Here is a 26,007-nt window from a genome sequence, read left to right as displayed (position 1 = left end):
CATGCATCAGTCCCATAGGATGCTGCTGGCGGGAACAGGTCCTGCCTCCGTGCAGCTGGCGGTTAGCCTGCATGCGGAGCTGAACGCCGAGATTGGCATTGCAGGCAGGAGGTCGGCACGGTCTCAGCCGTTCTTCGCATCGCTCAGCCAGACCGGCGGTCTGCTTCGAGCAAGCGTGCAGAACGAGAAGCATAGCCGCCTGGAAGGGGAATGCCTCGCAAGCCGCGTCTATGAAGGCTACGATACCGTCGACGGGATATGGGATATGCTGATTCTCGCTGTGACGACAGACGCTTACCTGGAGGTGTTGAAGCAGCTGAGCAGTTCCGTGATCCGGGGGCTGCAAAGTGTGGTGCTCGTCTCCCCGACCTTCGGCTCGAGCCGTCTGGTCAGCGGCTATCTGGAGTCGCTCCAGTCGAAAGCGGAGGTCATCAGCTGCTCCACCTATATCGGCGATACGCGCTGGCTGCATGGCGAGCCATCCGGCCAGGTGCTGACGGCAGGCGTGAAGAGGAAGATATTCATCGGCTCCACCTGCGCCTCGTCAGAGCAAGCGACCAGACTGGCTGAGGCATTCCAGCGGCTCGGCATCGGCGTGACCCAGACTGCGACACCGATCGAAGCGGAGGCCCGGAATATTTCGCTGTATGTGCATCCGCCGCTGTTCATGAACGACTTCTCTCTGGATGCCGTGTTCGGTCAACCGGCTAAGGCTCGAAAGTACGTGTACAAATTGTATCCGGAGGGTCCCATTACACAGGAGCTCATTCGAGACATGCTTGCGCAGTGGAAGGAAATTACGAGCATCCTGGCGGCGCTTGGCGTTGACGGCGTGAACCTGCTGAGGTTCATGACGGACGACAACTACCCGGTACGGCCAGAGAGCTTGTCCCGCCGCGATATTGAAGAGTTTGTCGGGCTTGAGCCGATCCACCAGGAGTACCTGCTATACATACGGTACGCTTCGTTGTTAATTGATCCCTTCTCTACTCCTGACGAGCAGGGGCGCTATTATGATTTTTCCGCGGTGCCCTTCCGAGCATTGTTCGTCAATCTGGAGGGGGAGCTGGACATTCCTAGAATGCCCAAGGAAGATTATTATCGTTTGAAAATCATTCAAGGCATCGCCCGCCATCTGCAAGTCGCCTGTCCGACGATTGACAGGTTTCTTAGCTTGTATGAAGCGAAGCTCGCGGAGGCCTCTGGAGTCGGGCACGATGTGCCATTATCCCGGGCGTTCCAAGCCCAGTCGTTCGAAGAGGATTTAGCCATTATATGCAAACATATTGGAGGAACTTAAGGTGAAAACAGGAGCATGGAAAAAAACATGGGCCGTTGCGGCTCTTTCGCTGGCTATTCTAGCCGGCTGCAGCACAGGAAGCAATGAAGCCAATCAAGCAGCAAATAGCGGAGCCAATAATGGAGGAAACGCGCCGGCAGAGGTCAAGTCGGAGCTGACGTACGCTTCAGCCAAGGACATTAACGATATGAACCCTCATCTGTACACAGGCTCTATGCCGGCTCAAGGCATGGTGTACGAATCGCTGGTCGAGAACACCAAGGACGGCATCAAGCCTCTGCTTGCCGAGTCGTGGGAGTTGTCCGATGAGGGCAAGACCTACACCTTCAAGCTGAGACAAGGCGTCACGTTCCATGATGGCGAGCCGTTCAACGCGGAAGCGGTGAAGGCGAATATCGAAGCGGTGCTTGCCAATGCGCAGAAGCATGCGTGGATCAAATTGTCGACAAAAATCACAAGCGTAGAAGCGACGGATGAGTACACCGTAGTTCTGAAGCTGTCCGAGACCTATTACCCGGCATTGCTGGAGCTGTCCATGACAAGACCGTTCGTATTCATCTCGCCGAAGGATTTCAAGGACGGCGGCACGAAGGACGGCGTGAACGGCTTCCATGGCACAGGTCCTTATAAGCTCGTCAAGCACGAGCCGGAGCAATATGCCGAATTCGAAGCGAACGAAGAATATTGGGGCGGCGAAGCCGCTATCCAAAAAATCACCTCCAAAGTGCTCCCGGCAGGCGAGACGACCTTCCTGGCGCTGCAGAAGGGCGAGATCGACTTCGTCTTCACGGATGATCGCGGCACAGACAGCATCGATATTGAAGCGATGAAGCAGCTTGTGGATTCCGGCAAATATCAGCTCGTAAGAAGCGACGCGATGAATACGAAGATGATTGTGGCGAACTCCAGCAAGCAGGGCAGCCCGGCTGCCGAGACAGCGGTGCGTCAAGCGATCTGGCACGCCATTGACCGTGATACGATCAGCGAAGCCATTTTCGAGGGAACAGAGAAGGCAGCCCATCGCCTGTTCTCGGAGAATGTGAATTATGCCAATGTTGAGCTGGAGAAGCGTGAGTATGACCTGGAGCAGGCGAAGTCTCTGCTGGACGAAGCGGGCTGGAAGCTTGGCGAAGGTGAGGCCGTTAGGAAGAAGGACGGGGCGGAGCTGTCCATGAAGCTGTATTATGACAGCAACTCTTCCTCGCAGAAGACGCAAGCGGAATTTATTCAGAGCGGATTGTCTCAGATCGGCGTGAAGCTGGAGCTGATCGGGGAGGAATCGTCCTCTGTCGCGAGTCGCAGAGCCTCGGGCGACTACGATCTGTTATTCAACCAAACCTGGGGTCTGGCTTATGATCCTCAGAGCACGATTGCGGCATTTACGACAGAGTCATCCTACCTGCACACAACCAAAGGCATTGCCCAAGCGGAGGAGCTGTACAGCAAGATCGCAGAGGTTATGGTATCGACAGATGAGGCAGCCCGTCAAGCGTTGTACGCGGATATTCTTGGTATCGTGCATGAAGAAGCGGTATTCATTCCGCTTACGAACGGCAGTGTTACGGTCATTGCACCGGCGGCGCTGAAAGGCATCGACTTCAAGCAGACCCAATTCGAGCTTCCGTTCGAGCGCTTTAGCTACTAACCCTCTGCTGGAGGAGAAAGGAAGGTGCTTGTATGGCGCCCTACATTGCGCGCAGGCTCATGCTAACCTTGCCGCTGCTTGTTGTTGTGTCCTTCATCACGTTCCTGCTCGTCCGACTGTCACCGATGGATCCCGCTGAGGTGGTGCTGCGCGCGCAGGAAACGCCTCAGATTACCGAGGAGCTGCTCGCCGAGACGAGAGAGAAGCTGGGCATGAATGATCCATTCCTGCTGCAATACGCCAATTGGCTAATGTCCTGCCTTCGTCTTAATTTTGGCGAGTCGTTCGTATCCGGACAGCCCGTATGGTCGCTTATCGGACCAGCGCTGGTTAATACGTTGGTCCTCACCCTCATCTCGTCCTTCGTCATTATCGTGCTGTCTACCCTTCTGGGCGTAGTCAGCGCGATGAGGGAAGGAAGGCTGATCGACAAATCGACGAGGGGCGTTTCGTTTTTTCTGACAGCCATCCCTTCATACGGGCTTGCCTCTGTCCTCATCTGGCTAGTTTCCGTGAAGCTGGACCTGCTTCCCACCAGCGGGATGGATTCTGCGGCAAGCTTTGTGCTGCCCGTTACGGTCATTGCCGTCGCCTATGTCGGCATTTATTTTCGTTCCGTGAGGAGCTCGGTGCTGACGAACAAAAACGAAGAATACGTGCTCTACGCGAGAGCCAGCGGACTTAGCGAGGGAACGATCACTCTGCGCATTCTGAGGAACTCCTTGCAAGTGGCGGTGTCCATCTTCGGCATGTCCATCCCAATTATTCTGGGAAGCACTGTTGTCATTGAGAATGTATTCGCTTGGCCAGGGCTGGGAAGGTTGATTCTCAAGGCAATACTAGGCCAGGATTTCCCCGTCATTCAAGCTTATGTGCTCATTATGGCTACGGCATTCGTCATTATCAATATGGTGTCGGACATCGTCAACGCCGCCATTAATCCCAAGCTGAGGAGTGAGCGGACATGACCCTTATAAGCCAGCTGTTAAAGGACAAATGGGCGGCCGTCTCCTTATCTGTCCTTGCAGTCATTGTTGCTGCGGGGGCATTCGCCCCTTGGATTGCTCCGCATGATCCATACGCGGTGGATATGAAGCTTCGCTTCGCGCCGGCTTCATGGCAGTATTGGCTGGGCAACGACCACCTGGGCCGTTGCGTGATGTCGCGTCTGATCTACGGCATTCGTCCCAGCATCCTGTGGGTGCTGGCGACTCTGGCGGCCTCCGTCCTGCTCGGCGGCTTGATTGGCTTCGCCGCAGGCTATTTCCGGGGACGAACGGACGCTATTCTGATGAGAATTTGCGACGTTATGCTGTCATTCCCGGGATATGTCATGATTCTGGCCATCGTAGGCATTCTGGGACCGGGATTGGAAAATATTCTGTTGGCCTTCGTCGCCATGAAATGGGTCTGGTTCGCCAGAGTCATCCGCACATCCGTTATGCAGTATGCGGAGATGGATTACATACGCTTCGCCAAGGCTGCCGGCATTCCGCATCGAACCATTATACGTCGCCATATGCTGCCCGCCTCGCTGCCGGATATCGCCGTTATCGCGAGCGGCTCCATCTGCTCCATGATTCTGCAGGTGTCGGGACTTTCTTTCCTGGGGCTCGGCATTCAAGCGCCCTACGCAGAGTGGGGCATGATGCTGAATGAGGCGAGGGAGGTCATGTTCTCGAGACCGGAGATGATGCTCGCGCCAGGGCTGGCCATTGTCGTGGCTGTTATGGCTTTCAACTATCTGGCGGACAGCATTCAGGTTGCGCTGGATCCCAAGCTGCGAACAAGAAGTACGAGTCGCAAGACGGAAGAGGTGGAGAACAGAGCCTATGAATACGCTAGAGGTTGAGGGGCTGCATGTCTGGGACGAGGCGACAGGCCTCTCCATTGTCCGGGACAGCTCCTTCCGTCTGCGGCAGGGGCAGTGTCTCGCGATCGTCGGCGAAAGCGGCAGCGGCAAGTCGATGACCTGCAAAGCCATCATGAGGCTGAATCAGGGGAGCATTCGGCAATCCGGCCGCATTCTGCTTAGCGGAGAGGACATCGGAGCTTTGTCGCAGCGAGAGATGAGGAAGCGCAGGGGCAAACAAATCGGCATGATCGTTCAGAATGGCATGGCGGCTTTCGATCCCTCCCGCCCGGTCGGCGTTCATCTGCGGGAGACGCTGCGGACGCACTTCGACTGGAGCAGGAGCGAGGCGGAGAGCGCCATGTGTGCGGCAATGGAGAGTGTCATGCTGCATAAGCCGGTTGAGGTGATGAACAAATATCCGCATCAGCTGTCGGGAGGCATGCTGCAGCGGGTGATGATTGCTTTGGCCCTGGCGCTTAAGCCTGACGTCATTATCGCGGATGAGCCGACAACAGCGCTCGATGCTATCTCCCAATACGAGGTGGTAGAGCAGCTGGTAAGGCTGCGGGAGCAGGTTGGCTGCTCACTGCTCTTCATCTCTCATGATCTTGGCGTTGTGAAGCGAATCGCCGATGACGTTGTTGTTATGAAGGACGGTGCCATTGTGGAGCAAGGCAGCGTGGAGTCCGTCTTCACGGCGTGCCGGCATCCCTACACGCAATATTTGCTAGACTCGCGCCTGATGTTAAGCCAACATTTCCAATCGGTAATGGGAGGTGTGCTTCATGCTTAAAGTGGATGGCGTGGACAAAAGCTATCGTGTCGGCGGCATGTTCGTCGGCAGCAAGCGGCAGGTGCTGCATCAGGTCAGCTTCGAATGCGCCCGCGGCGAATGCTTGGGCATTATCGGCGAGAGCGGGAGCGGCAAGTCGACGCTGGGGCGCCTCCTGCTTGGCATTGAGAAGCCCGATCGCGGCACCATCACGCTGGAGGGCAAGCCTGTTACCGACCGAAGAGCGCGGGCGGGCGCCATAAGCGCTGTCTTTCAAAATTACAGATCCTCCCTGAATCCGTATTTCACTGTCGAGCAGGCGCTTATGGAGCCGATGCAGGCGCTTGGGATGACGCGGAGCGAGATGAAGGACAAGGTGGGCGAGCTGCTGCAGCTCGTTGGCCTGCCAGTAAGCTACAGCTCGAAATATGCGCACGAAATGTCAGGCGGAGAAGCGCAGCGCGTCTGTATCGCCAGAGCGATCTCCACGGCGCCCAGCTGCATACTGCTGGACGAGGCGGTGAGCTCGCTCGACGTATCGGTGCAGGCTCAGGTGCTGGAGCTGCTCAAGGGGCTCAAGGAGCGCAGCAGCACGAGCTATATTTTTATTACGCATGACATTCAGGCAGCTGCCTACTTGTGCGACCGGATTATGATATTCCGGGATGGCCGCATGGAAGAGCTGCTGGAGACGAGCAGGCTGGGAAGCGTACAGTCCTCTTACGCGCAGAAGCTGCTGGCGTCGTCGATTACGATATAAGGTTGGGAGAGAATTTGCGATGCGCGGTGCATTATCATGGCCTTTTATGCGACTATATGGACTGGCTCTGCTGTTCTTCAGCGGCAATGCCATATTGAACGTCATTATTCCGCTGCGCGGCGAATCGCTGGGGGCGAGCAATACGACCATCGGCATCGTTATGGGCGCTTATTTGCTCACGACGATGTTCTTCCGTCCATGGGCAGGGCGCATCATACAGCAGCGGGGTCCGGTGAAGGTGCTGCGCACGATCCTCATTTTGAACGGGCTGGCGCTCATTCTATACACGTTTACGGGGCTTCCGGGCTATTTTTTCGCTCGGATGCTGCAGGGCGTGTGTACGGCGTTTTTCTCCATGGCGCTGCAGATCGGCATCATTGACGCCCTGCCGGATAAGGACCGCGCGCAGGGCATCTCGCTCTATTCGCTGTTCACGTATATGCCGGGCATCGTTGGCCCGCTGCTGGCCATTAGCTTATGGGACGGCGGGGACATGAGCGCGTTCGCCTTTGTCATGATAGCAATCGCTGTGTTGACGGGACTGTTCGGGTATACGGTCCGAATGGCGCCGCAATCGAATGGAACCTCGGACGTCTCGGGAGGCGGGCAGGCCGCGAACGAGAAAGGTGTGGAACAGCAGGCCGCGGACAAGAAGGGATCGGGCATGCTGGAGTCGCTTGGACAGCTCCTCCGGAATCGCGCCTTGTCCCGAAGCTGCTCCATTATGTTGGCGGCTTCGCTCGTATTCGGGGCGGTTACCGCATTTGTTCCTTTGTATGCGGCGGAGGTGTCCGGCGGCAGCGCCGGCATCTATCTCATGCTGCAGGCAGGCACCGTTGTGCTGGCCAGGTTCACGCTTCGGACACGCGTACCGTCGGATGGCCAATGGCATAATGCTTTTATGATGGGCACGATCCTTGTTCTTGCGCTGGCTTCTCTATTCGTCGGGATTGCAGCTTCCGGAGGCTTCATCTTCTTCTACCTGGGCGCTGTCCTGATGGGCTTGGCTCAGGCGATCCTTTATCCATCGCTGATGACCTACTTGTCCTTCGTTCTGCCGCAGCATAGCCGCAACGTTCTGATCGGTCTGTTCATCGCTTCGGCTGATCTGGGCGTGTCGCTCGGCGGCATTCTGATGGGACCGGCAGCCGACCTGCTGTCTTATTCATGGATGTACATCATCTGCGCCCTGCTGTGCGCGGCGATGCTCCCGGTGGCGTACGGGAGGCGGAAGACGGCTGTTGCCATGAGTCAACAACAGTCGGTCTAATAGGGGACAACTATATACAAACCTTATACAGACATGTATAATGGGATGACAAGACCTATTATTAGTCACCAGGAGGAGTTTCAGTGAGCGTCTATTCCTATTCAGTCACAGCTATGAACGGCCGCGAAGTATCGTTGGAGGAATTCAAGGGGAAAGTGCTGCTCATTGTGAACACGGCAAGCCAATGCGGCTTTACGTTCCAGTACAAGGAGCTTCAGAACCTGTACGAGAAATACAAGGAGCAGGGACTGGTCGTTCTGGGATTCCCCTGCAATCAGTTCGCTGATCAGGAGCCGGACAGCAACGAGAAGGTCGAAGCGTTCTGCCTCTTGAATTATGGCGTTAGCTTCCCGATGTTCCAGAAGTTGAACGTGCGCGATCATGACGCACATCCGTTGTTCACCCATCTGGCGGATTCCAAGCCGTTTAGAGGGTTCAATGAGAAGCATCCCGTCGCCAAAATATTAATTGCGCTCATTCAAGAGAAGCTGCCTCACTATATGGAGGGCGACTCTATCAAGTGGAATTTTACAAAGTTTCTAATCGATCGCGAAGGGGAAGTGTTCGAGCGCTTCGAGTCCACGACGGATCCCTACGAGATGGAACCGATTATTGAATATGTGCTGAAACGTTAACAGCAGCCATTCCAACTGCCGCCAGCCTAAGTGCTGGCGGCTTTTATCTTTTAGTCTTTGTAAATGATATTGACTTCAAGTCTAATATGACATAATGTTATAACCAGTTAAACGGAGTGGTTATAACCACTTTAAAGAATTTGTAAAGAGAAGGGAGGTCGAAAGAATGCTCAATGACAAGCTGCCGGTCACCCTCCAATATCAGCTTAGAAGCAAAATGCTGGAGAAGATTCAGAGCAAGGTTTGGGCGCCAGGCGCGCAGATCGCCAGCGAAAGAGAGCTGTGCGATGAATACGGAGTCAGCCGAATAACGGTGCGCGAGGTGATCAAAGGGCTTGTGCAGGAGGGTTATCTGGTGCGCAAGCAAGGAAAAGGCACATTCGTATCTCTGCCGCAATTCGAGCATGAGCTGTCCAGTAATTACAGCTTGTCCAAAGAGCTTGAGAGCAGCGGGCTGGAATCGTCGTTCCAAATGATTTCGTTCCTGCAGGTGCAGCCTTCAGCACTCTTGATGCGGCAGCTGGAAGTGAGTGAGCATGAGCCCATTCATGAACTGATCAGGCTGAGGCATATCGGCGGCGAACTATTTGCTTGGGAACGATCCTATATTCCAAGCCGATATTTGGAGAAGGCGACAGAAGTGGATCTGGATCGCGACGGATTATATATGACCATTTTCCATTGCTCCGGTCTTATGGCGGAGGAAGCGGAGGTCGAGGTTGAGGCAGCGAACTGTCCGGCCCATATCGCCTCCATGCTGCAGATCAAGAAGAATACGGCCGTCATGCATCTGACCAGAGTAACAAGCGCGCAGGAACACATCATCGAATATTGTGAAAGCTTCATTATCAGCGACAAATACAAATACAAGTATAAGCAGAAGCTGCGGAAAAAAGCGGCATATGCCGAATCCTTGGCCACCGGAACAAGAAGCGGCGGTTAGCGGCGCTTTCATCCAATGGAGCAGGCAGTGGAGTCTTAGGCGCGTTACCGCTCGCGTCGCGCTGCCCAGCCCGTGTCGATGATACAAGCATCAGCGTTCAGCTGACATCAGGTATGACGATGCGGGATCAAGACACGCTCATTATTGTCACAATATTCTTAATATTCTGTAAAATAAATGGGATCAACTGGGAGGAACGATGTTATGAGAAAAGCATTATCGGTTATGTTGACGTGTGTAATGGCGGCATCTACGCTGGCGGCATGCAGCGGCAATAACAATACGAATACGAATACGAAGGGAGCAAGCGCTTCTGCGCCGCCGACGGAGACAAGCAAGCCTGCCCTGCTGAACGATACAGGCTTCCCGATTGTGAACGAGCCCATTACGATGTCCGCAATGGTTATGCTCAGCCCTGCACAGCCGACAGACTGGAATGAAATTCGGGTTTGGCAGAAGTACGAGGAGATGACCGGCATTCACATGGAATGGGATGAGTATACGAGTGCCGATATGACCGAGAAACGTAATCTGGCCCTTGCCAGCAATGAATTGCCGGATGTGTTCTTCCGGACCAAGATGCCCGACAGTGATGTGGACAAGTATGGAGCCGACGGCTCGCTGATGAGGCTGAACGAATTAATCGATCAGTACGCGCCGAACTTCAAGGCCGTCATGGAGAAGTATCCTGATATTCGCAAAGGCTTGGAGACGGCTGAAGGCAACATCTACGCTATGCCGAGCTTGACGGATTCCCCGAGCATCGAGATCTGGCGGAAGCTGTTCCTCAATCGGAGCTGGCTGGACAAGGCGGGCATGAGTATGCCGAAGACGACAGAGGAATTGTACGAGACGCTTAAGGCATTCCGCGATGGAGATATGAACGGGAACGGTCAGGCGGACGAGGTGCCATTCACGGCGGATTCGCTTGATGAAGCGATACACGTGCTGCGCGGAGCGTTTGGACTTGGCAATCGTGGTATGGGCAACGGCAACTGGGATGTCGATCCCGAGTCAGGCGAGCTGAGATTTTTCCCAATCAGTGACGCATACAAGGAATTACTGACCTTCATGAACAAGCTCTACACGGAGAAGCTGCTTGATCAGGAAATCTTCACGAATACAGGCGCGAAGGTTCTGGCGCTTAATGAACAAAACCAGGTAGGCGCATTCTCCTTCGGCAACGTCATCGCGAGAGCGAATACGAACGCGGACGACTATGCCGGATTGGATCAAGCTTTGATCGGGCCTGCAGGAGAACAGCTCTACACAAGCGCTCGCGGGCACTTTGGTTCCAAAGGCGCGTTCATGATTTCCAGCTCGAATCCGCATCCCGAGGCAGCTATGAGATGGATCGACTACTTCTATAGCGAAGAAGGCATTCGTATGCTGTATCTGGGCATAGAAGGCGAATCGTATGGGAAAAACGCGGACGGGCATTACGACTTCCTGCCGGAGCTTGTCAACGAAATTCCGGAGGGCTCGTCCTTCGACCAGGTTGTGTCCAAATATGTGCCGTATGCAGGCGGCTCGCTTCCGACGCTTATTCTTGAAGATTACTTCAAAGGCGGCGAGACACAGCCCTCCGCGAAGGAAGCGGCAGAGAAGCTGAGGCCTTACCTGCCGGACGAGCTGTGGTCCCCATTCGGCTTTACGGCGGCAGAGGCGGAAGAGAAGCTGGCGATGGAGTCGGATATCTATCCCATGGTCGCTCAGCGGACGGCGGAATTCGTGATGGGGAAGGCGTCGCTGGACGAGTTCGACGACTATGTCAAGCAGATTGAACGGATGGGCCTTGACCGGCTGCGCGAAATCTACACTGCGGCGTACGAGCGTTATACCAAGTAGCCTGGATGCGACGGCAGCGTTGGATGGGGGTGAAAGCCCTTATCCTGCGCTGCCCATCAGTCTATGGACTAGCGATAAAAAGGAGTGCTGTTATGACATCCGGTGCCAGAAGCACAGAACGCGGCCTGCGTATTCCCCGCTCAGTCCGACGGAATTGGGATTTGTATTTGCTCATTCTCCCCGTCGTCGTTTATTTTTTGTTGCTCAAATATTTGCCGATGTACGGCATCCAGCTTGCCTTCAAGGACTTCAGCGCAGCCAAAGGCTTCTGGGACAGCAGCTGGGCAGGCTTCAAGCATTTTGAACGATTCTTCAACAATTATCAGTTCTGGACGCTGATCCGCAACACGCTTGGCATTAGCCTTTATCAAATCATCGTCGCTTTTCCAATCCCCATCCTTTTTGCCTTGCTCATTAACGAGGTGCAGAGCAGACGGTTCAGGAAAAGCGTGCAGTCCATCACCTTTATGCCGCATTTTCTGTCGACCGTCGTTCTAGTGGGGATCGTCATGGCGTTCCTGTCTCCGTCTACAGGACTGGTCAACACCATCATCGTCCGGCTGGGCGGCGATCCCGTTTATTTTATGACAGAGCCGGCGCTGTTCAAGAGCATTTATGTATTTTCTGATATATGGCAAAATATGGGCTTTGCTTCCGTGCTGTACGTAGCGGTTCTGGCGGGGGTGGACAAAAGCCTGTACGAGGCGGCCATGATCGACGGCGCAACCAAGCTGCAGAGACTTCGGCATATCGCTGTGCCAGCGCTTATTCCGACCGCGATAATTATGCTGATTTTCCAATTTGGCTCGATTATGGATATCGGCTTCGAAAAAATTTATTTGATGCAAAACGATTTGAATCGTTCGTCCTCCAGCGTGATTTCGACCTATGTCTATGAGGTCGGCCTGCTAGGCTCGCAGTTCAGCTTCTCGACGGCGGTGGGCTTATTCAATTCCTTCATTAATTTCATTCTAATTATTGCCGTGAACCAAATCGCTAAACGCGTCAGCGGCACAAGTCTATGGTAGAGGAGGGGGAGCATGAACCATTCTGGAAAGAAGTCAGCCAGCGAGCGAATGTATGACATTGCCATTTATGCGATATTGACGCTTATTACGGCAGCAACGCTGTATCCGCTGATTTACATCGTCAGCGCTTCCCTGAGCAATCCCTGGGCGATTGTGAAAGGCGAGCTGTGGCTGCTGCCGCAGGATCTGACGCTGAACTCGTACCGCAAGGTATTTCAAAATCCGGATATATGGACCGGCTACCGCAATTCCATCCTCTATCTGGTGGTGGGCACATCTATTAATGTCGTCATGACGACCATGGGAGCCTATGCGTTATCGCGCAGGGACCTGGTGGGGCGCCATGTGCTGGTGCTTCTGTTTACCTTCACATTATTGTTTAATGGCGGTCTGATCCCGACGTTTCTGATCTACAAGGACGTTCTGGGCTTATATAACAATTTATGGGTTATGGTCATTCCGAGCGCGGTCAGCGTATGGAACCTGATCGTGATGCGCACTTATTTTCAAACGTCCATTCCCTATGAATTGCAGGAAGCGGCGTTTATGGACGGGTGCAGCAATATACGAACGCTGACTCACATTGTGCTGCCGTTGTCGATGCCGATCATTGCGGTTATGACCATGTATTATGCCGTTGCCCATTGGAATGCGTATTTTATGGCGCTTATATATTTGAACGACGATTGGAGAATGCCCCTGCAGATGGTGATCCGCAACCTGCTGATTCAAGAGGATATGGGGGGAATGGTCGGCGGACAAGGCGAAAGCTTGGTCGACCAGCTGCTGCTCACGGAAGGCGTCAAATACGCGGTGATCGTCGTCTCCAGTCTGCCGATGCTGCTCTTGTACCCGCTGGTGCAGAAGCATTTTGTGAAGGGCGTTATGATGGGTGCGATCAAAGGATAAGTTGGACGGACACAATTACTAGCTGAATGGGTGATACATGAATGAGTACAGAGCCATTACGAGAATACGGAACGACACAGCCCGTTCTGCTTAGCCGAGGCAAGCCGGCAAATGCTGAATGTGCGATCGAGGGCTGCGAAGCGGGCATGGCCGTTGACGGCCGGGACGACACCTGCTGGAGCGGTGGCCCTTATTACAAATGGTGGAAGGTTGATCTGCAGCATATATTGCCCATTACGGAAATTCGGATAAGCGCTTACGGGGAAGACGAGCGTTACGTTCACTATTTCGTAGAGGCCAGCAGAGACGGATTGAACTGGACAGAAATCGCAAGCAAGACGGACAACCAAATCGCTGCCATACAAGGCATACGGCATGAGGTCGAAACCATCGCCCGTTATATCCGTGTAACGGTCACGTATTGCTCGAGCGACGAGAGGGCGTTGCTTCGACATGTCGAGGTGTTCGGAGCGGATGAGCCGCAGGAAGAAATGGCAGCTCCCAGGCAGGCAGGCCAGTTATTTCTGGCAACGGAATGGGACGAGGGAGCGGGCTTCGTGCTGTGGAAGGAGGATGAGCTTGAACCGGGGCGAACGGCTATTGTGGCGGCCAGCTCCATGACCGGCTCTTATGTGGTGTTCAAGGACGTTGATTTTACCGCGCAGGGAGTCAATCAACTGAGGGGAGAGTTCGGCTTCGTGAATCCGGATAAATCCCTTAAGGCAACTCTTGAAGCTAGACTGGGAGGACCGGAGGGAGTCATTATTGGCGAGCTGGTGCTCTTCAAGCAGTGGAAGCGATGGTCCACCCTGGCCGGGGAGCTGCGTCATCCCGAGCATTTGCCGCTGACGGGTATTCATGATCTCTGCCTCGTACTGAAAGCGATCGATCCGGAACAGACGCTGATGCTGCACGGGCTTGGGCTTGCACAGGCGCCGGCGCTGCCCGCGCCGCGTCCGCGTCCTGTCGATTTACCCGCGCCGAATGGAGAATACAGCATCTATTTCGGCAATTTGCATAGCCATACCGGCTTCTCGGACGGCATTGGTGTGTCGGAGCATGCGTATGATTACGCGAGATATACGGGGGAGCTGGATTTTTTGGCCATTACGGAGCACAGCAATTTGTACGATCATGACCTGGACTGGGACAAAAGCCGGAAGTGGCGGGACATCCAAGCGGTTGCCGCAGCCAAGACCGAGGAGGGCTCCTTCCTGGCGTTGTATGGCGCGGAGACCACCTGGTACAACCAGTTCGGCCATATGAACACGTATAACATGGATTTTTTCATTAACGCTTACGAAATCAAATATAACTATATTCCCGCTTACTACGAGCTGCTGAAGCGTTATCCCGACTCCATCCAGCAGTGGAATCATCCATGGTCGTGCGGTAATCGCCATCTGGATGGGTTCGCGCCTTACGATCCCGAGCTTGATGGCGTTATGCATATGCTGGAGATTAACACCATTGAATCGAAGGAGCTGGGCGGACTCTACTATTATGTCAAGGCTCTTGATTTGGGATGGCATGTGGCGCCCGTAGGCAGTCAGGACAATCACCATGGGCAATGGGGCACCGCAAACACCCTTCGCACAGGCGTGCTGGTGGATCGGCTGACGGAGGAGCATTTCTTCGACGCGGTGCGCCGGCAACGCGTATATTTCACTTCGGCGCTATTCCTGCAGGTGTGGTTCCGAATCAACGGTGCCATCATGGGCTCCCGGATATCGGCTGCGGACAAGCTGGCCTTTGACATTCGGGCATCGTATCGAAGGGATACGGGGCGTCGCATCGTTCAAGCGGATATTATCGGCGAGCAGGGAACGGTGCTATATAGTGCCAAGTGCGCCGATCTGGAGCTTCATCTGCGGGTGGAGCTGCCGGTCGGTCAGCGCTATTACTTCGTCAAGGTGTATCAGGATGACGGAGAATTTGCCGCAACCGCGCCAATCTGGGTGGAATAGCAACACGACCAGGAGAGAAGGAGTGGATAGGAAATGAGAATGGGAATGAAGGGTTTGCGTCAAACATTGCTTTTGCTCTTATCGTATGTCTTGATCATGGCTGTGCTGCAGCCTGCCCCGCAGCAGGTGCGGGCGAGCAGCTCTTCGCCGGCTATTGCTCTGGCGACCGCAGCGGATCTGGAGCAGCTTCGGACGAATCCCGCAGGGCACTACAGGCTGGCGGCCGACATCGCGTTAAGCGGGACGTTCCAGCCGATATCGGCGTTTAGCGGCACGCTGGACGGGGCTGGCCATGTCATTAGCGGCCTGACCGTGGCTGGCGGCGCATCGCAGCCGAAGGCGGCTTTTATCATTGATAACTACGGCTTGATCGAGAATATTGGATTTACAGATGTAGATGTAACCAGCCTGGATACCAACTCTTCCTATTGGGCGGCGGGCATCGCGGCCCGCAACCTGGGTACGATTCGCGAAGCCTTCGTGACCGGCGAGGTGTCCGGCGGTTACCGCAGCGCGGGGGTTGCGGTCTCCAACACGGGCACAATCCGCCACGTTTATGCGGACGCTTCGGTTAGCGCTAAAGTGGAAAGCGGAGGCCTTGTGGCGGTATCGGAGGCCGGCTCCCGATTGGAAGGCTCTTATGTGGTGCCGGATGTGCAGTCTGCCGACAATAACACTGGCGGCATCACGGCGTATGCCTACACGGGCGCCGTCATCCGCGACAATGCGGTATTGGCGGGCACCATTGTCAGCGGGGGAAGCAATATTGGCCGGATAGTCGGCCGGCTTAACGGCACGCCTACGCTAGAGAACAACATAGCGTCAGTGAGCGCGCTGGTGCAGGGAGCGGCGGCCTCCGGAGGCACGCTCAGCAATAAGCACGGGCAGAACGCGACGGATGCGGCGCTTGGCGATCCCTCCATATATGAGGGAACGCTGGGCTGGGATTATAGCAAGCGGTGGAGGATAAGCGCGGTGCTGGATCGTCCCGTCCTGCGGAGCGTACCTGAGCAGCACGCGATAGAGCTGTCGACTGCAGCGGACCTGGAGCAGCTTCGCACGAGTCCAGATTTGGATTACGTGCTGACGGCGGACATTGCGCTGAGCGGGATGTTTCAACCCATTGCGTCGTTTAGCGGCACGCTCGACGGGGATGGGCATATCATCACCGGCCTGACGGTGGCGGGCAGCGCTTCACTGCCCAAAGCTGCGTTCATCGTGGACAATTACGGTGTCATCGAGCGAATCGGATTCAGGCAGGTAGACTCCACGAGCCTCGACACAAGCTCCATCTATTGGGCTTCCGGCATTGCAGCCCGCAATCTGGGTACAATCCGCGAGGCATTCGTTACAGGCGATGTGTCAGGCGGTTATCGCAGTGCGGCCATTGCCGTTTCGAACTCAGGCACGATTCGTCATGTCTACACAGACGCGTCTGTCCACGCGAAGGTGGAAAGCGGCGGATTGGTCGCGGTGTCGGAGGCCGGCTCGCTGCTGGAGGGCTCTTATGTCGTGCCAGATGTCGAGTCGGCAGGCAATAATACCGGCGGAATTACGGCATACGCGTATACCGGCGCAGTTATCAGAGACAACGTGGTGCTGGCGGGTACGATAAAGAACGGCGGCACCAATATTGGCCGGATTGTCGGCCGTATGAACGGCACGCCGACGCTTGCGAACAATTTCGCTTCGGTAGGCGCGCTTGTGCAAGGATCGCCCGTTACCGGCGGCACGACAAGCAATGCTCAAGGCATGGACGCATCCGCTTCCACCCTGGACCGTCCATGGTTCTACGAAGAAACGCTGGGCTGGAATTTCAGTGCGGTATGGCGGTGGAGCGCGGCGCTGGACCACCCCGGCTTGCGGAGCGTGCCGGAGCAGCAGGCGATTCAGCTGTCGACCGCAGCGGACCTGGAGCAGCTTCGGACGAATCCAGGGGGAGATTATGTGCTGTCGGCGGACATTGAGCTGAACGGGATGTTCCAGCCTATTCCGTCATTCAACGGCACGCTGGATGGGAACGGACATGTCATCAGCGGTCTTCACGCGGCGGGCAGCGTCTCACAGCCGAAAGCGGCCTTTGTCGTCGACAACTATGGCGTCATCGAGCGAATCGGCTTCTCGAATGTCGCGGTTACGAGCCTGGATACGAACTCTACGTATTGGGCAGCGGGCATTGCGGCCCGCAATTTGGGGACGATCCGCGAAGCCTTTGTTACCGGTACAGTGTCCGGCGGCTACCGCAGCGCGGGGGTTGCGGTCTCCAACACGGGCACAATCCGTCACGTCTATGCGGACGCTTCGGTCAGCGCAAGGGTAGAGAGCGGCGGGCTCGTCGCGGTATCGGAGGCTGGCTCGCGGCTTATAGGCTCCTATGTGGTACCCGATGTACAATCCGAGGAGAACAATACCGGCGGAATTACGGCATATGCCTATACGGGAGCAGTCATTCAAGGCAATGCCGTGTTGGCCGGCACGATTGACAACGTCGGCGGCAATATCGGCCGGATCGTCGGCCGGCTTAACGGTACGCCGACGCTTGCGAGCAATATCGCGTCGGTCAACGCTCTGGTGCAGGGAGCAGCGGCAACAGGCGGCGCGGCTGGCAACGGCCAAGGAGCCGACGCTGCAGATGGATCGCTTGTTGCTCAGGCTACATATGAAAGTGCCCTGAATTGGGATTTCCGCCATATATGGGTGCTGGACAAGGAGGAGGGCAGGCCTCAGCTTCAATCGCTGCCCCAAGCTGGTACGGCTTACAAGCCAATCATCCTGAGCGTGCTCCGCGATCAATCGGTTACCGTAGCACCGGGTGTGGTTCACCGGCAGATGGATTTTGTAGATCGGTATGGCCATCTCCAGAAAGCCAATATCATCGACGTCGATCTGACGAGACCGGATGTGTCCATTATCGTCGGGGTGAAGGACAACCAGATTCCTCCTACGGATGCGAACGGCAACTATATTCGGATCGAGGACAGCGAGGGCCACGATTCCATTAAGGCAACGGTGGCGGAACAAGCCGCGACCACCCATATTAGCGGCAAGAAGGTTGTCGCTGGCGTGAACGGTGAGTTCTACACGGAGCAAGGCCCTGAAGGCTATATGATTAAAGACGGCTCGTCAGTCATTAATGGAGTGAGGATATCAGGCGTTGACGGCAAAAGCTATCCGCTCCATGGCTTCTTCGGCATTAAGGATGACGGCACGCCAGTCATCGGCACCTACGACGAGGATTGGGAGGGGGTGCGAGATGATCTGTACCAAGCCTCGGGCGGCCAATACTGGCTGGTAAAGGATGGGGGAGTCCAGGATTTCCGGGGCAAGGTCATCTCCAGTCCGTCGCACCCGGATTACGATGAGCAAACCTATTATCGCCACAATGACAGGCATCCCCGTACAGCCGTTGGCATCCGGAGCGACGGCAGCGTATTCTTCGTTGTTGTAGACGGCAGGGGAGCGGGCGGCTCTACTGGCTTCTATATAGAAGAGCTTGGCCGATATATGAAGGAGCTCGGCGCCTATCAAGCGCTGAACATGGACGGCGGCGGTTCGTCTACCGCGGCTACGTTGAACAGCAGCGGAGGCTACGACATCAACAATACGCCGATTAACAAGGTCGACGGTGTCAATACGCCAGGTGTGCCGCGCGAGGTGTTTTCATCGCTGCTTGTTGTCGTAGACGAGCCTTGAATATGAAGCGAATATGTCATCCCCGCTGATAAGCGGGGATTTTCATTTTAAGCGGCAGGATGAAGTCTTTACCACCAGAATTTATAACATTTTCACGCGGTTCGAACGCCACAACGCTAACGGACAAAACATGCGCTTAGAGCTCGAATGTAGCGCTTTCCAGCCTGTAACGGGCAAATTTGACGCTTAGCCCTCCTAAACGCTCCGACTTTACCACAATTATCGATCTAACTTTCGAAAATGACCGTTACAACTTTGGATGGCCGATTTGATTAGTTTAAAGGATTTTTTTGACCGTTAGAAGCCCGGTCGAGATGATGACTATGGCGAAAGTTTTTATTCAGGACGCCGTCATACGTTTTTCTTGTTTACACTGCATCTTGACCCTAAACTCGTGCATCTCACCCCAGAAGGCATTGCGCATCTGGCAGAAGGTGGTATGCTGTTCTACAGATACGATAAACCGTCGAGAGCAGCAAGGAAGGAGCGCTAAGCTTGAAGCTGATTATTGACCAGTCCCTGGAGCACGAGAACGTCGAAATTACGATAAAATGTGGAATGATCGACGAGCAGTTGGAGCGGCTGATCGCCCAGATCCGGCTCTACTCCTTCTCCATTACGGGGAAGAAGGAAGGATCGAGCTATCTGATTCGGCTGGAGGATGTCTACTACTTCGAATCGACGGACAACAAGACGTTCATCTACGTGGAGAAGGATGTATATGAATGCGGTTATAAGCTGTATGAGTTGGAGAATCATTTCGCGAACAGTCATTTCCTGCGTATTAGCAAGTCCTGCATTCTGAACGTCGCCAAGCTTGAGAGCGTGCGCGCACTCCTGAACGGCAAATTCGAGGCGCAGCTATTCAACAAGGAGAAGCTTGTCATCAATCGCCACTACGTGCAGGCGCTCAAGGAAAAAATCCAGCTGTAGCGGTCAGCGTTTTCACACAGGAGGTCCGAGTGATGTCGAAGTATAAAGCTTATTTTGCAATTACGTGTTATTCATTTACGTTTCTCATGCTTATCTATTCCGCGTTGAATTTGCTTGGTCTATTCAGGCCGGCATCGGCGCGGGAAGTGTTGCTCATGTTTCTCATTACGCTCTGCGGGTCGATTCTGATTGCGGTAACGGATCGGCTGCCCATTCGCAATCCGATGGCGGCTGCCTTCGTTCGGGTTGCGGACGTTTCTGTCTGCGTGTTCGGAATCGGTTTTGCCGCGAAAATGATTCCGCTGAATGCACTCTACGTACTAATTATCTTCGCCATGATTGTCGCCATCTACGTCATCGTCAGCGCGTTCATGATGATCAAGGACAAAGCGGAAGCCAGTGCGATTAATGAACAGCTTTCAAGAAGATACAAGCAAACGGGAGGGAACAGGGATGAACGCTATGATTAAGGCAGCAGGACTCGTCAAATCGTTCGGATCGCTGCAAGCGGTGAAGGGGATCGACTTGGAGGTGGAGGAGGGCAGCTTGTTCGCGTTCCTTGGTCCTAATGGCGCCGGCAAATCGACCACAATCGATATGCTGACGACTCAGCTGAAGCCTGATGCGGGGACAGCTCATATTGCGGGCTTCCAGCTCGGCAAGGATAATGACAGCATTCGATCCGCGATCGGGATTGTCTTCCAGGACAGCCTGCTGGATCCTTTGCTGACTGTGGAAGAAAACCTGCTGGTTCGCGGCAGCTTCTACGGGCTGAGTCGCAGCGAGCTCAAGCGTGCTGCAGCACGGGCTGTGGAGACTGCAGGGGCAGGCGACTTCCTGAAGCGCCCGTACGGCAAGCTGTCAGGGGGTCAGCGCAGGCGTGCGGATATCGCGAGGGCGTTGATTCATACCCCTCGGGTGCTATTTTTAGATGAACCTACAACGGGCCTCGATCCGCAGACCCGCAAAAACGTCTGGACGACCATTCGACAGCTCCAGCAGGAGCGAGGCATGACTGTTTTTCTTACGACGCATTATATGGAAGAAGCCGCTATGGCCGATCAAATCGTCATTATGGATCATGGCAAGGTGCTGGCGGAGGGATCGCCCTATGAGCTCAAGGAACGCTACGCGACGGATCTGCTGAAGCTGAAGCCTCACCATGAGGAGGAGCTGAGCGCTTATTTGGAAGCACGATCAACGCTGTTCTCTGTTGTTGGAGGGATCTATCATATCCCTATTCCGGAGACGATAAAGGCTCTGGAGCTGATTGAAGGGTGCAGAGAGAACATTGCCGGTCTGGAAATTATAAGCGGGACGATGGATGATGTATTCCTCAATCTGACGGGCACGGAGGTGCGGGCATAGTGTTCATTATTGCCAAGCGGAATTTGAAGCTTTTTTTCCGGGATCGAACGGGAGTGCTTATGTCATTCATGTCTGTCTTCATTATTCTGGGTCTTTACGTGTTGTTCCTGGGTGAAACGCTGTCGAGCAACTTGCCCGACGTTGAGGGGGCTAAGTTCCTGCTGAACAGCTGGGTCATGGCGGGCATATTGGCTGTCACTACGGTGACGGCAACGCTTGGCGCGTTCGGCGTCATGGTGGATGACAGGGCTCGCGGCCTGCTGAAGGATTTTACGGCGGCACCAGTCAAGCGACAGCATATCGTAGGCGGCTACATCCTGAGCGCGTGCTCGATTGGCATGATCTTAAGTGTTGTCACGCTGCTAATGGCTGAGTTGTACATCATCGCGTTTGGAGGCCAGTGGCTGTCCTTCTGGTCCATCATCCAGGTGATCGGCATTCTAGCGCTTTCTGTGCTGACTGGCGGATCGATTATGTTTTTTATCACCTCCATGCTGCGGACTATTAGCGCTTTTACCACGGCTAGCACCATAATCGGCACGCTGATTGGCTTTCTGACGGGCATTTACATTCCAATCGGAACCTTGCCGGTAGCGATGCAATGGGTCATCAAGCTGTTTCCCATCTCACATGCGGGAGCCTTGCTTCGCTCAGTCATGGTGGAGGAGCCGATGGCTCAAGCCTTTGATGGTGCGCCAGAGGAAGCCATCCGGGAGTTTAAGGTGGATATGGGTGTCGTGTTCGACTTTGGCGGCAGCCTGTCGACTATGGGCACAAGCTTGGCCGTTCTGGCGGGCACAACGCTAGTGTTTTGTTTGCTGTCGATAGCGATAATGAGGCGAACCAACCAATAAATGCAGCCGCTGTTCGCTGGCTGCCCGCTAGGAGCCTTGCGAGAGCAAGGCTCCTGCCGTTGCGTGGGAGCAGAGTGTGCGTGAGCGAGCGGCAGCTATCGGTGGAGTGATAGGCTGGAGTCAATAGACGTGTCAGACACGTCTATTTGTGCTTTATCCGCACAACGCGGCGCTTCAATAAAATGGGATTGTCGGAAAATAAGAGCTCCTGTATAATGATGCAATCCCTCCTTACATGGCAGGTTGATTGCGGAACGACACAGCAGGAGAAAGAAGGAATTCGAGGATGTTCAAGCGATTTCTCGGCATGACAAAAGATTTCCATCCCATTGTTAACGTGCTGCTGGCTGGCACAATCTTTGCGCGGATCGCAAGCTCGATGAGCTTGCCCTTCCTGGCGATATATCTGATTGCGAAGACAGATATGAGTCCTGCAATGGTCGGCATGATTGTGGGTGGCGGGGCGCTGGCTGGTATGCTGGGGGGCTTCTTCGGCGGGCATTTGTCCGACAAGTTCGGTCGTCGAGTCGTTATGCTTGCCGCTATCTATCTGTGGGGGCTCGTGTTTCTGGGCTTTGCGATCACGGACATGCCTATTGTCTTCGCTTTGCTTAACGCCGTTAACGGTCTATGCCGCTCGTTCTATGAGCCCGTGTCGCAGGCATTGATGGCGGATTTGACAGAGAGGGAGAAGCGGTTCTCCGTCTTCTCCATGCGCTACCTGGCGATTAATGTTGGCGTTGCCGTGGGTCCACTTCTCGGCACCCTGTTCGCGGCGATGGACGGAAGGCTTCCTTGGCTCATTACCGGCTGTATATATTTGGCTTATGGGCTCCTGCTGCATGTGCTGCTCCACAAATTCGGCATTCGCAAGATTGAAGGCGAGAAGAAGGAGCACGTCACGATGGTCCAGTCCTGGCGAATCATTCGCAGGGACCGGGCTCTGCGGTATTTTATGATTGGCGGTATAGTCACGGCTATTGGCTACTCGCAGATGACATCCACACTGTCGCAGTTCATAGACAAGGGGTTCGCGAACGGCGTCGAGCTATTCGCTTGGATGATGAGCATTAACGCGATTGTCGTGGTCGCCTTTCAGATCCCGTTCTCCAAGTGGGCGGAGAAGCGGACGCCTATGACGGCGATCACGATTGGCTCCATCTGCTACGGGATGGGGCACCTCGGCTTCGGCTTCAGCGGCAGCTGGTGGATGCTCGTCGTGTCCATGATTGTTTTCACATGGGGAGAGATTCTCACCTTCCCGGCGGGCTCCATCCTTCTCGACCGAATCGCGCCCGACGGGATGAGGGGCACCTACTACGGAGCCCAGTCCTTCACGAGCCTGGGGCACTTCCTTGGCCCATGGCTTGGCGGCCTTCTGCTGCAGGGGTATGGCGGACAAGCTCTGTTCGTGACGGTGGCGTTTATCTCCATCGCTGCCATCTGGTTCTTCCACTTGGGTGAGCTGCGCTCCGCGAAGGTGAAGCTGAAGGCGATGGAGGCGGGGGCTTGAGCAGGTGTAGGCTCTTATGTACATCGAGTAAAGCCGGGCTGCTTTTTTACCACAATGTATAAGTTTTCTCTGAAAGTCCTCGATAGAGGCTTTCTCAATAAAAGTATCCATTTCCCAAATTAGGTATGTTAAAGTAAATAGAGAGCATTTTAGCCTAGTCGTGGCCGACCCTCTGATGTGCTTGCCGAGATGGGGGGCTGTATAGGTTAGGAGGATACCTAATTACTCTCGACTTGCGGCGTATAAGAAGAGACTAGGGAGGCAGGGTTGCAGATAAACTGGATTAATTCATGGAATGTGGTGGGGGCGGCAGCAGGAGCATTGGGGTGGTGCACAATCGTTTTTTTACTGGTACGCGTATACCGGAATCAGGAGACGAAGCCTGTGATTTGGAAATTACTGCTGGCTGCTCTCGTCGGCTTTTGTTCGTTTTCCGTTAATATTTTTTTGTTCGGGCAAGTATACAATATCGCGTTGCTACCGCTAGGAGTATGGATTCTGAGCTTCATCCTCCGCAATTCCTCTTGGCAGAAGTACCGGAGATTTGCCTGGACAGGCTTCTGGGCGAACTACATATTCCTTGTGACGGCGCTGCTAGGTGGGTTAGCGCATCAGACTCTTTATGACAAGGATGACCCGTTCACCTATATGGCCGATTTGGGTGAAGCGAGAATAGCGGATATCCATCCATCTGCGCGAGATACGAAGTTCGACGAGGGGTTGTTCAGAGAAGCAATGGCCTCGTACTATCCAGCCGATATACAATCCTCGCTGAGCTGGTTCTATGATTCAAGACAAAAGAGCGGCGAATTTTACCAGCATGAACGATTTCCTTACGCGCTGTTCGGAGCCGAGCCCAAATGGGGAAGCGGCCTGCATGCCTCAATCTACTTGGAGATTGACGGGATGGGACTGCTAATTGAATCGCAGGGGCGTTATTCATATTATCGTTCGGAGATGCCCTTAATGGAAATGGAGGCGAAGGAATGAGGCGGCGAAGGTGGTTAGCGGTTATAGCGCTCATTCTGGCAGCCACGGCTGTTATTTTTTTCCGAACCTACGACGGGAAGCCTGGACCGATTCCGAGCGAGGATGAAGCTGCGGAGGCGATGAATCTTTCCCATTGGAAGGCGGATGCGGAGGTCGTGCTCGATAGGATTAGGCTCGACGGTCGGCAGCTATTTGTTCCTTATGTGTCTAGTAGCGGGAAATACGGAATGGGGTTTCTGGAGTGGAGCAAGGGGAAGTGGAGGGTGACTAGGGTAGACCCAGGCGGTAGACCAGAGCTGCGTATATTGAATCATTCAGACCCTTCCCAACGCTATATAGTCTGGAACCTAAATCCTCTGGGAAAAATGGAGCAAATTCGATTTTATATCATACGAGATCGGAATGCAGGCATGTCAAGCGGGGTGTATTATTATACGCCTCGCGTTCAGATGGAGGAGCGTGTTGACTTGACAGAGCGGCCTTACGGAGCGCTTCCGTTCCCTGAGGATTGGGCGGACATCGTCAGAGAGGAAACAAGATGGAGTCAGATTTCGACCGGCGATGTACTCGACTATCTGCTCTCGGGACTATCCTCCCGTCAGTCCACGCTGCGCCTGGGCTGGATTCCTGATTATGCGGAGGGTGCTTCCCCGCGTAGTGGCTACTCCAAAAGTGGGGATGATAATACTCAGTTTCTTTTGATTATGGATGATCAGGACTTGGAGCAGCCTGGGCAATAGTCGGCGGCGCAGATTTAATATTATTATTTCATACCAGTTGGCTATAACCAAACTTTCCCTGCACCTTGCTGCGATTTCATGCTACAGTTTCTGTAGAGATACCGGGCTGCAGCCTGGTGAAATTGAAGGTAAGAGGAGGAACGATTTTGCAGCTATATGGCATTGATATTACATTTGAGCAGATGGGCTCGGAGCAGACCATTACTCCCGTCATTCTGAAGGATGAGGGGCGTATGATTTTAATGGATTGCGGCTATCCAGGCTTTTTGCCGCTGTTGCAGCAGGCCTTCCAGGAGCAAGGGCTCGCTATGGAGAACCTGACAGATATCATCATCACTCATCACGATATGGATCATATGGGGGCGCTCGCGGAGCTTAAGCGCTTGTATCCTCACGTTCGGGTGATCGCTGGAGAGCTGGAGGAGCCCTATATTGCCGGGAGGAGCAGGTCGCTCCGACTCCAGCAGGCGGAAGCGCTCCATGACAGCTTGCCTGAGGAGCAGAAGCGGCAGGCGGAGTCTTTTATCAGCTTTCTGGAGAGCATGGAAACCGTGCCTGTAGATCAGATGGTGTCGGATGGAGAGGTGCTGCCCTATTGTGGCGGGATCGAGGTGGTACATACACCGGGACATATGCCGGGGCATCTATCGTTCTATGTTCAGTCGACTGGGACTATGATAGCGGCAGATGCGGTTGTGATTAATGAGGATGGGAAGCTGGGGATTGCCAACCCGGAATTCGTTATGGACAAGCCTGCCGTGTTAGCCTCGATCGAGCGGCTGTCAACATTTCCAATATCTCAATTAATCTGCTACCATGGCGGCATCTACGAAGGTGATGCAAGTGCAGGACTGAAGGAGCTTCTTCGCAAAGAGGAATGAGAAACCCTCAGTCGAGGCTTTTCAATCAGGAGCGACCGTGTCTATAGGCAGGATTAATCGCAAATGTGGCAAGAAAGGCCGTTCCTCCGTGAGGGACGGCCTT

At 54.5% G+C, this 26,007-nt stretch carries 22 protein-coding genes; all 22 read left to right on the top strand.

The window, feature by feature from the left end; all coding sequences use genetic code 11:
• Position 1 precedes the first annotated feature (1 nt).
• The 22 genes from AB1S56_RS21175 to AB1S56_RS21070 all read left to right on the top strand — a co-directional run bounded on the left by AB1S56_RS21175 (position 2) and on the right by AB1S56_RS21070 (position 25,904).
• A complete protein-coding gene (locus AB1S56_RS21175) occupies positions 2-1,300 on the top strand; it encodes an opine metallophore biosynthesis dehydrogenase (protein ID WP_340870478.1) in 1,299 nt (432 codons plus the stop codon).
• 1 nt (position 1,301) lies between these two features.
• Positions 1,302-2,945: a nickel ABC transporter substrate-binding protein gene (gene nikA / locus AB1S56_RS21170; protein WP_340870479.1), complete on the top strand. Its 1,644-nt coding sequence runs from the start codon at positions 1,302-1,304 to the stop codon at positions 2,943-2,945.
• 32 nt (positions 2,946-2,977) lie between these two features.
• The gene (gene opp1B / locus AB1S56_RS21165; protein ID WP_340870481.1) at positions 2,978-3,913 is read left to right on the top strand and encodes a nickel/cobalt ABC transporter permease; all 936 of its coding nucleotides are present in this window, start codon (positions 2,978-2,980) and stop codon (positions 3,911-3,913) included.
• The gene (gene opp1C / locus AB1S56_RS21160; protein WP_340870482.1) at positions 3,910-4,797 is read left to right on the top strand and encodes a nickel/cobalt ABC transporter permease; all 888 of its coding nucleotides are present in this window, start codon (positions 3,910-3,912) and stop codon (positions 4,795-4,797) included. The genes opp1B and opp1C overlap by 4 nt, the downstream gene beginning before the upstream one ends.
• Positions 4,778-5,593 (top strand): ABC transporter ATP-binding protein, encoded by an 816-nt coding sequence (locus AB1S56_RS21155; RefSeq protein ID WP_340870483.1) that lies wholly within the window; start codon positions 4,778-4,780, stop codon positions 5,591-5,593. The genes opp1C and AB1S56_RS21155 overlap by 20 nt, the downstream gene beginning before the upstream one ends.
• Positions 5,586-6,332 (top strand): ABC transporter ATP-binding protein, encoded by a 747-nt coding sequence (locus AB1S56_RS21150; RefSeq protein WP_340870484.1) that lies wholly within the window; start codon positions 5,586-5,588, stop codon positions 6,330-6,332. The genes AB1S56_RS21155 and AB1S56_RS21150 overlap by 8 nt, the downstream gene beginning before the upstream one ends.
• Before the next feature lie 19 nt (positions 6,333-6,351).
• Positions 6,352-7,602: an MFS transporter gene (locus tag AB1S56_RS21145; protein ID WP_340870485.1), complete on the top strand. Its 1,251-nt coding sequence runs from the start codon at positions 6,352-6,354 to the stop codon at positions 7,600-7,602.
• Positions 7,603-7,685: 83 nt separating this feature from the next.
• Complete coding sequence (locus AB1S56_RS21140; RefSeq protein WP_340870486.1) at positions 7,686-8,237, top strand: glutathione peroxidase; 552 nt, start codon at positions 7,686-7,688, stop codon at positions 8,235-8,237.
• A 166-nt stretch (positions 8,238-8,403) separates the two neighbouring features.
• Positions 8,404-9,180, top strand: coding sequence for a GntR family transcriptional regulator (locus AB1S56_RS21135; protein ID WP_340870487.1), 777 nt, complete (start codon positions 8,404-8,406; stop codon positions 9,178-9,180).
• A gap of 204 nt (positions 9,181-9,384) precedes the next feature.
• The gene (locus AB1S56_RS21130; protein ID WP_340870488.1) at positions 9,385-11,028 is read left to right on the top strand and encodes an extracellular solute-binding protein; all 1,644 of its coding nucleotides are present in this window, start codon (positions 9,385-9,387) and stop codon (positions 11,026-11,028) included.
• Between the two features lie 92 nt (positions 11,029-11,120).
• The gene (locus tag AB1S56_RS21125) at positions 11,121-12,056 is read left to right on the top strand and encodes an ABC transporter permease subunit (protein ID WP_340870489.1); all 936 of its coding nucleotides are present in this window, start codon (positions 11,121-11,123) and stop codon (positions 12,054-12,056) included.
• Positions 12,057-12,068: 12 nt separating this feature from the next.
• Positions 12,069-12,965, top strand: a complete 897-nt coding sequence (locus AB1S56_RS21120) for a carbohydrate ABC transporter permease (RefSeq protein ID WP_340870490.1) — start codon at positions 12,069-12,071, stop codon at positions 12,963-12,965.
• A gap of 41 nt (positions 12,966-13,006) precedes the next feature.
• Positions 13,007-14,932 carry a CehA/McbA family metallohydrolase gene (locus AB1S56_RS21115; RefSeq protein ID WP_340870491.1) on the top strand — a complete coding sequence of 642 codons (1,926 nt, stop codon included), beginning with the start codon at positions 13,007-13,009 and terminating at the stop codon, positions 14,930-14,932.
• A 33-nt stretch (positions 14,933-14,965) separates the two neighbouring features.
• The gene (locus tag AB1S56_RS21110) at positions 14,966-18,625 is read left to right on the top strand and encodes a phosphodiester glycosidase family protein (protein WP_340870492.1); all 3,660 of its coding nucleotides are present in this window, start codon (positions 14,966-14,968) and stop codon (positions 18,623-18,625) included.
• A 495-nt stretch (positions 18,626-19,120) separates the two neighbouring features.
• Entirely contained in the window at positions 19,121-19,558 is a 438-nt protein-coding gene (locus AB1S56_RS21105; protein ID WP_340870493.1) for a LytTR family DNA-binding domain-containing protein, read from the top strand.
• 32 nt (positions 19,559-19,590) lie between these two features.
• Positions 19,591-20,028, top strand: coding sequence for a hypothetical protein (locus AB1S56_RS21100; protein WP_340870494.1), 438 nt, complete (start codon positions 19,591-19,593; stop codon positions 20,026-20,028).
• Entirely contained in the window at positions 20,012-20,926 is a 915-nt protein-coding gene (locus AB1S56_RS21095) for an ATP-binding cassette domain-containing protein (RefSeq protein WP_340870495.1), read from the top strand. The genes AB1S56_RS21100 and AB1S56_RS21095 overlap by 17 nt, the downstream gene beginning before the upstream one ends.
• On the top strand, positions 20,926-21,780 hold the full coding sequence (locus AB1S56_RS21090; RefSeq protein WP_340870496.1) for an ABC transporter permease: 855 nt from the start codon (positions 20,926-20,928) through the stop codon (positions 21,778-21,780). Before AB1S56_RS21095 ends, AB1S56_RS21090 begins: the two co-directional genes overlap by 1 nt.
• A 286-nt stretch (positions 21,781-22,066) precedes the next feature.
• Positions 22,067-23,293, top strand: coding sequence for an MFS transporter (locus AB1S56_RS21085; RefSeq protein WP_340870497.1), 1,227 nt, complete (start codon positions 22,067-22,069; stop codon positions 23,291-23,293).
• Between the two features lie 384 nt (positions 23,294-23,677).
• The gene (locus AB1S56_RS21080) at positions 23,678-24,283 is read left to right on the top strand and encodes a hypothetical protein (RefSeq protein WP_340870498.1); all 606 of its coding nucleotides are present in this window, start codon (positions 23,678-23,680) and stop codon (positions 24,281-24,283) included.
• Positions 24,280-25,023, top strand: a complete 744-nt coding sequence (locus tag AB1S56_RS21075; protein WP_340870499.1) for a hypothetical protein — start codon at positions 24,280-24,282, stop codon at positions 25,021-25,023. Before AB1S56_RS21080 ends, AB1S56_RS21075 begins: the two co-directional genes overlap by 4 nt.
• Before the next feature lie 146 nt (positions 25,024-25,169).
• Positions 25,170-25,904 (top strand): MBL fold metallo-hydrolase, encoded by a 735-nt coding sequence (locus AB1S56_RS21070; RefSeq protein WP_340870500.1) that lies wholly within the window; start codon positions 25,170-25,172, stop codon positions 25,902-25,904.
• The last annotated feature ends 103 nt before the right edge of the window (positions 25,905-26,007 follow it).

Origin of the sequence: Paenibacillus sp. PL2-23 (assembly GCF_040834005.1) — a bacterium.
Taxonomy (GTDB): Bacteria; Bacillota; Bacilli; order Paenibacillales; family Paenibacillaceae; genus Pristimantibacillus.
The sequence above is the reverse complement of the archived record's forward strand: the minus strand, read 5'-3'. Positions and strand labels throughout refer to the sequence as shown.

What these genes read in the sequence shown, in the direction of transcription:
- AB1S56_RS21175 (WP_340870478.1), top strand. Translation starts at nt 2, where the DNA reads ATGCATCAGTCCCATAGGATGCTGCTGGCGGGAACAGGTCCTGCCTCC.
- opp1B (WP_340870481.1), top strand. Translation starts at nt 2,978, where the DNA reads ATGGCGCCCTACATTGCGCGCAGGCTCATGCTAACCTTGCCGCTGCTT.
- opp1C (WP_340870482.1), top strand. Translation starts at nt 3,910, where the DNA reads ATGACCCTTATAAGCCAGCTGTTAAAGGACAAATGGGCGGCCGTCTCC.
- AB1S56_RS21155 (WP_340870483.1), top strand. Translation starts at nt 4,778, where the DNA reads ATGAATACGCTAGAGGTTGAGGGGCTGCATGTCTGGGACGAGGCGACA.
- AB1S56_RS21150 (WP_340870484.1), top strand. Translation starts at nt 5,586, where the DNA reads ATGCTTAAAGTGGATGGCGTGGACAAAAGCTATCGTGTCGGCGGCATG.
- AB1S56_RS21145 (WP_340870485.1), top strand. Translation starts at nt 6,352, where the DNA reads ATGCGCGGTGCATTATCATGGCCTTTTATGCGACTATATGGACTGGCT.
- AB1S56_RS21135 (WP_340870487.1), top strand. Translation starts at nt 8,404, where the DNA reads ATGCTCAATGACAAGCTGCCGGTCACCCTCCAATATCAGCTTAGAAGC.
- AB1S56_RS21130 (WP_340870488.1), top strand. Translation starts at nt 9,385, where the DNA reads ATGAGAAAAGCATTATCGGTTATGTTGACGTGTGTAATGGCGGCATCT.
- AB1S56_RS21125 (WP_340870489.1), top strand. Translation starts at nt 11,121, where the DNA reads ATGACATCCGGTGCCAGAAGCACAGAACGCGGCCTGCGTATTCCCCGC.
- AB1S56_RS21120 (WP_340870490.1), top strand. Translation starts at nt 12,069, where the DNA reads ATGAACCATTCTGGAAAGAAGTCAGCCAGCGAGCGAATGTATGACATT.
- AB1S56_RS21115 (WP_340870491.1), top strand. Translation starts at nt 13,007, where the DNA reads ATGAGTACAGAGCCATTACGAGAATACGGAACGACACAGCCCGTTCTG.
- AB1S56_RS21110 (WP_340870492.1), top strand. Translation starts at nt 14,966, where the DNA reads ATGAGAATGGGAATGAAGGGTTTGCGTCAAACATTGCTTTTGCTCTTA.
- AB1S56_RS21100 (WP_340870494.1), top strand. Translation starts at nt 19,591, where the DNA reads ATGTCGAAGTATAAAGCTTATTTTGCAATTACGTGTTATTCATTTACG.
- AB1S56_RS21095 (WP_340870495.1), top strand. Translation starts at nt 20,012, where the DNA reads ATGAACGCTATGATTAAGGCAGCAGGACTCGTCAAATCGTTCGGATCG.
- AB1S56_RS21085 (WP_340870497.1), top strand. Translation starts at nt 22,067, where the DNA reads ATGTTCAAGCGATTTCTCGGCATGACAAAAGATTTCCATCCCATTGTT.
- AB1S56_RS21075 (WP_340870499.1), top strand. Translation starts at nt 24,280, where the DNA reads ATGAGGCGGCGAAGGTGGTTAGCGGTTATAGCGCTCATTCTGGCAGCC.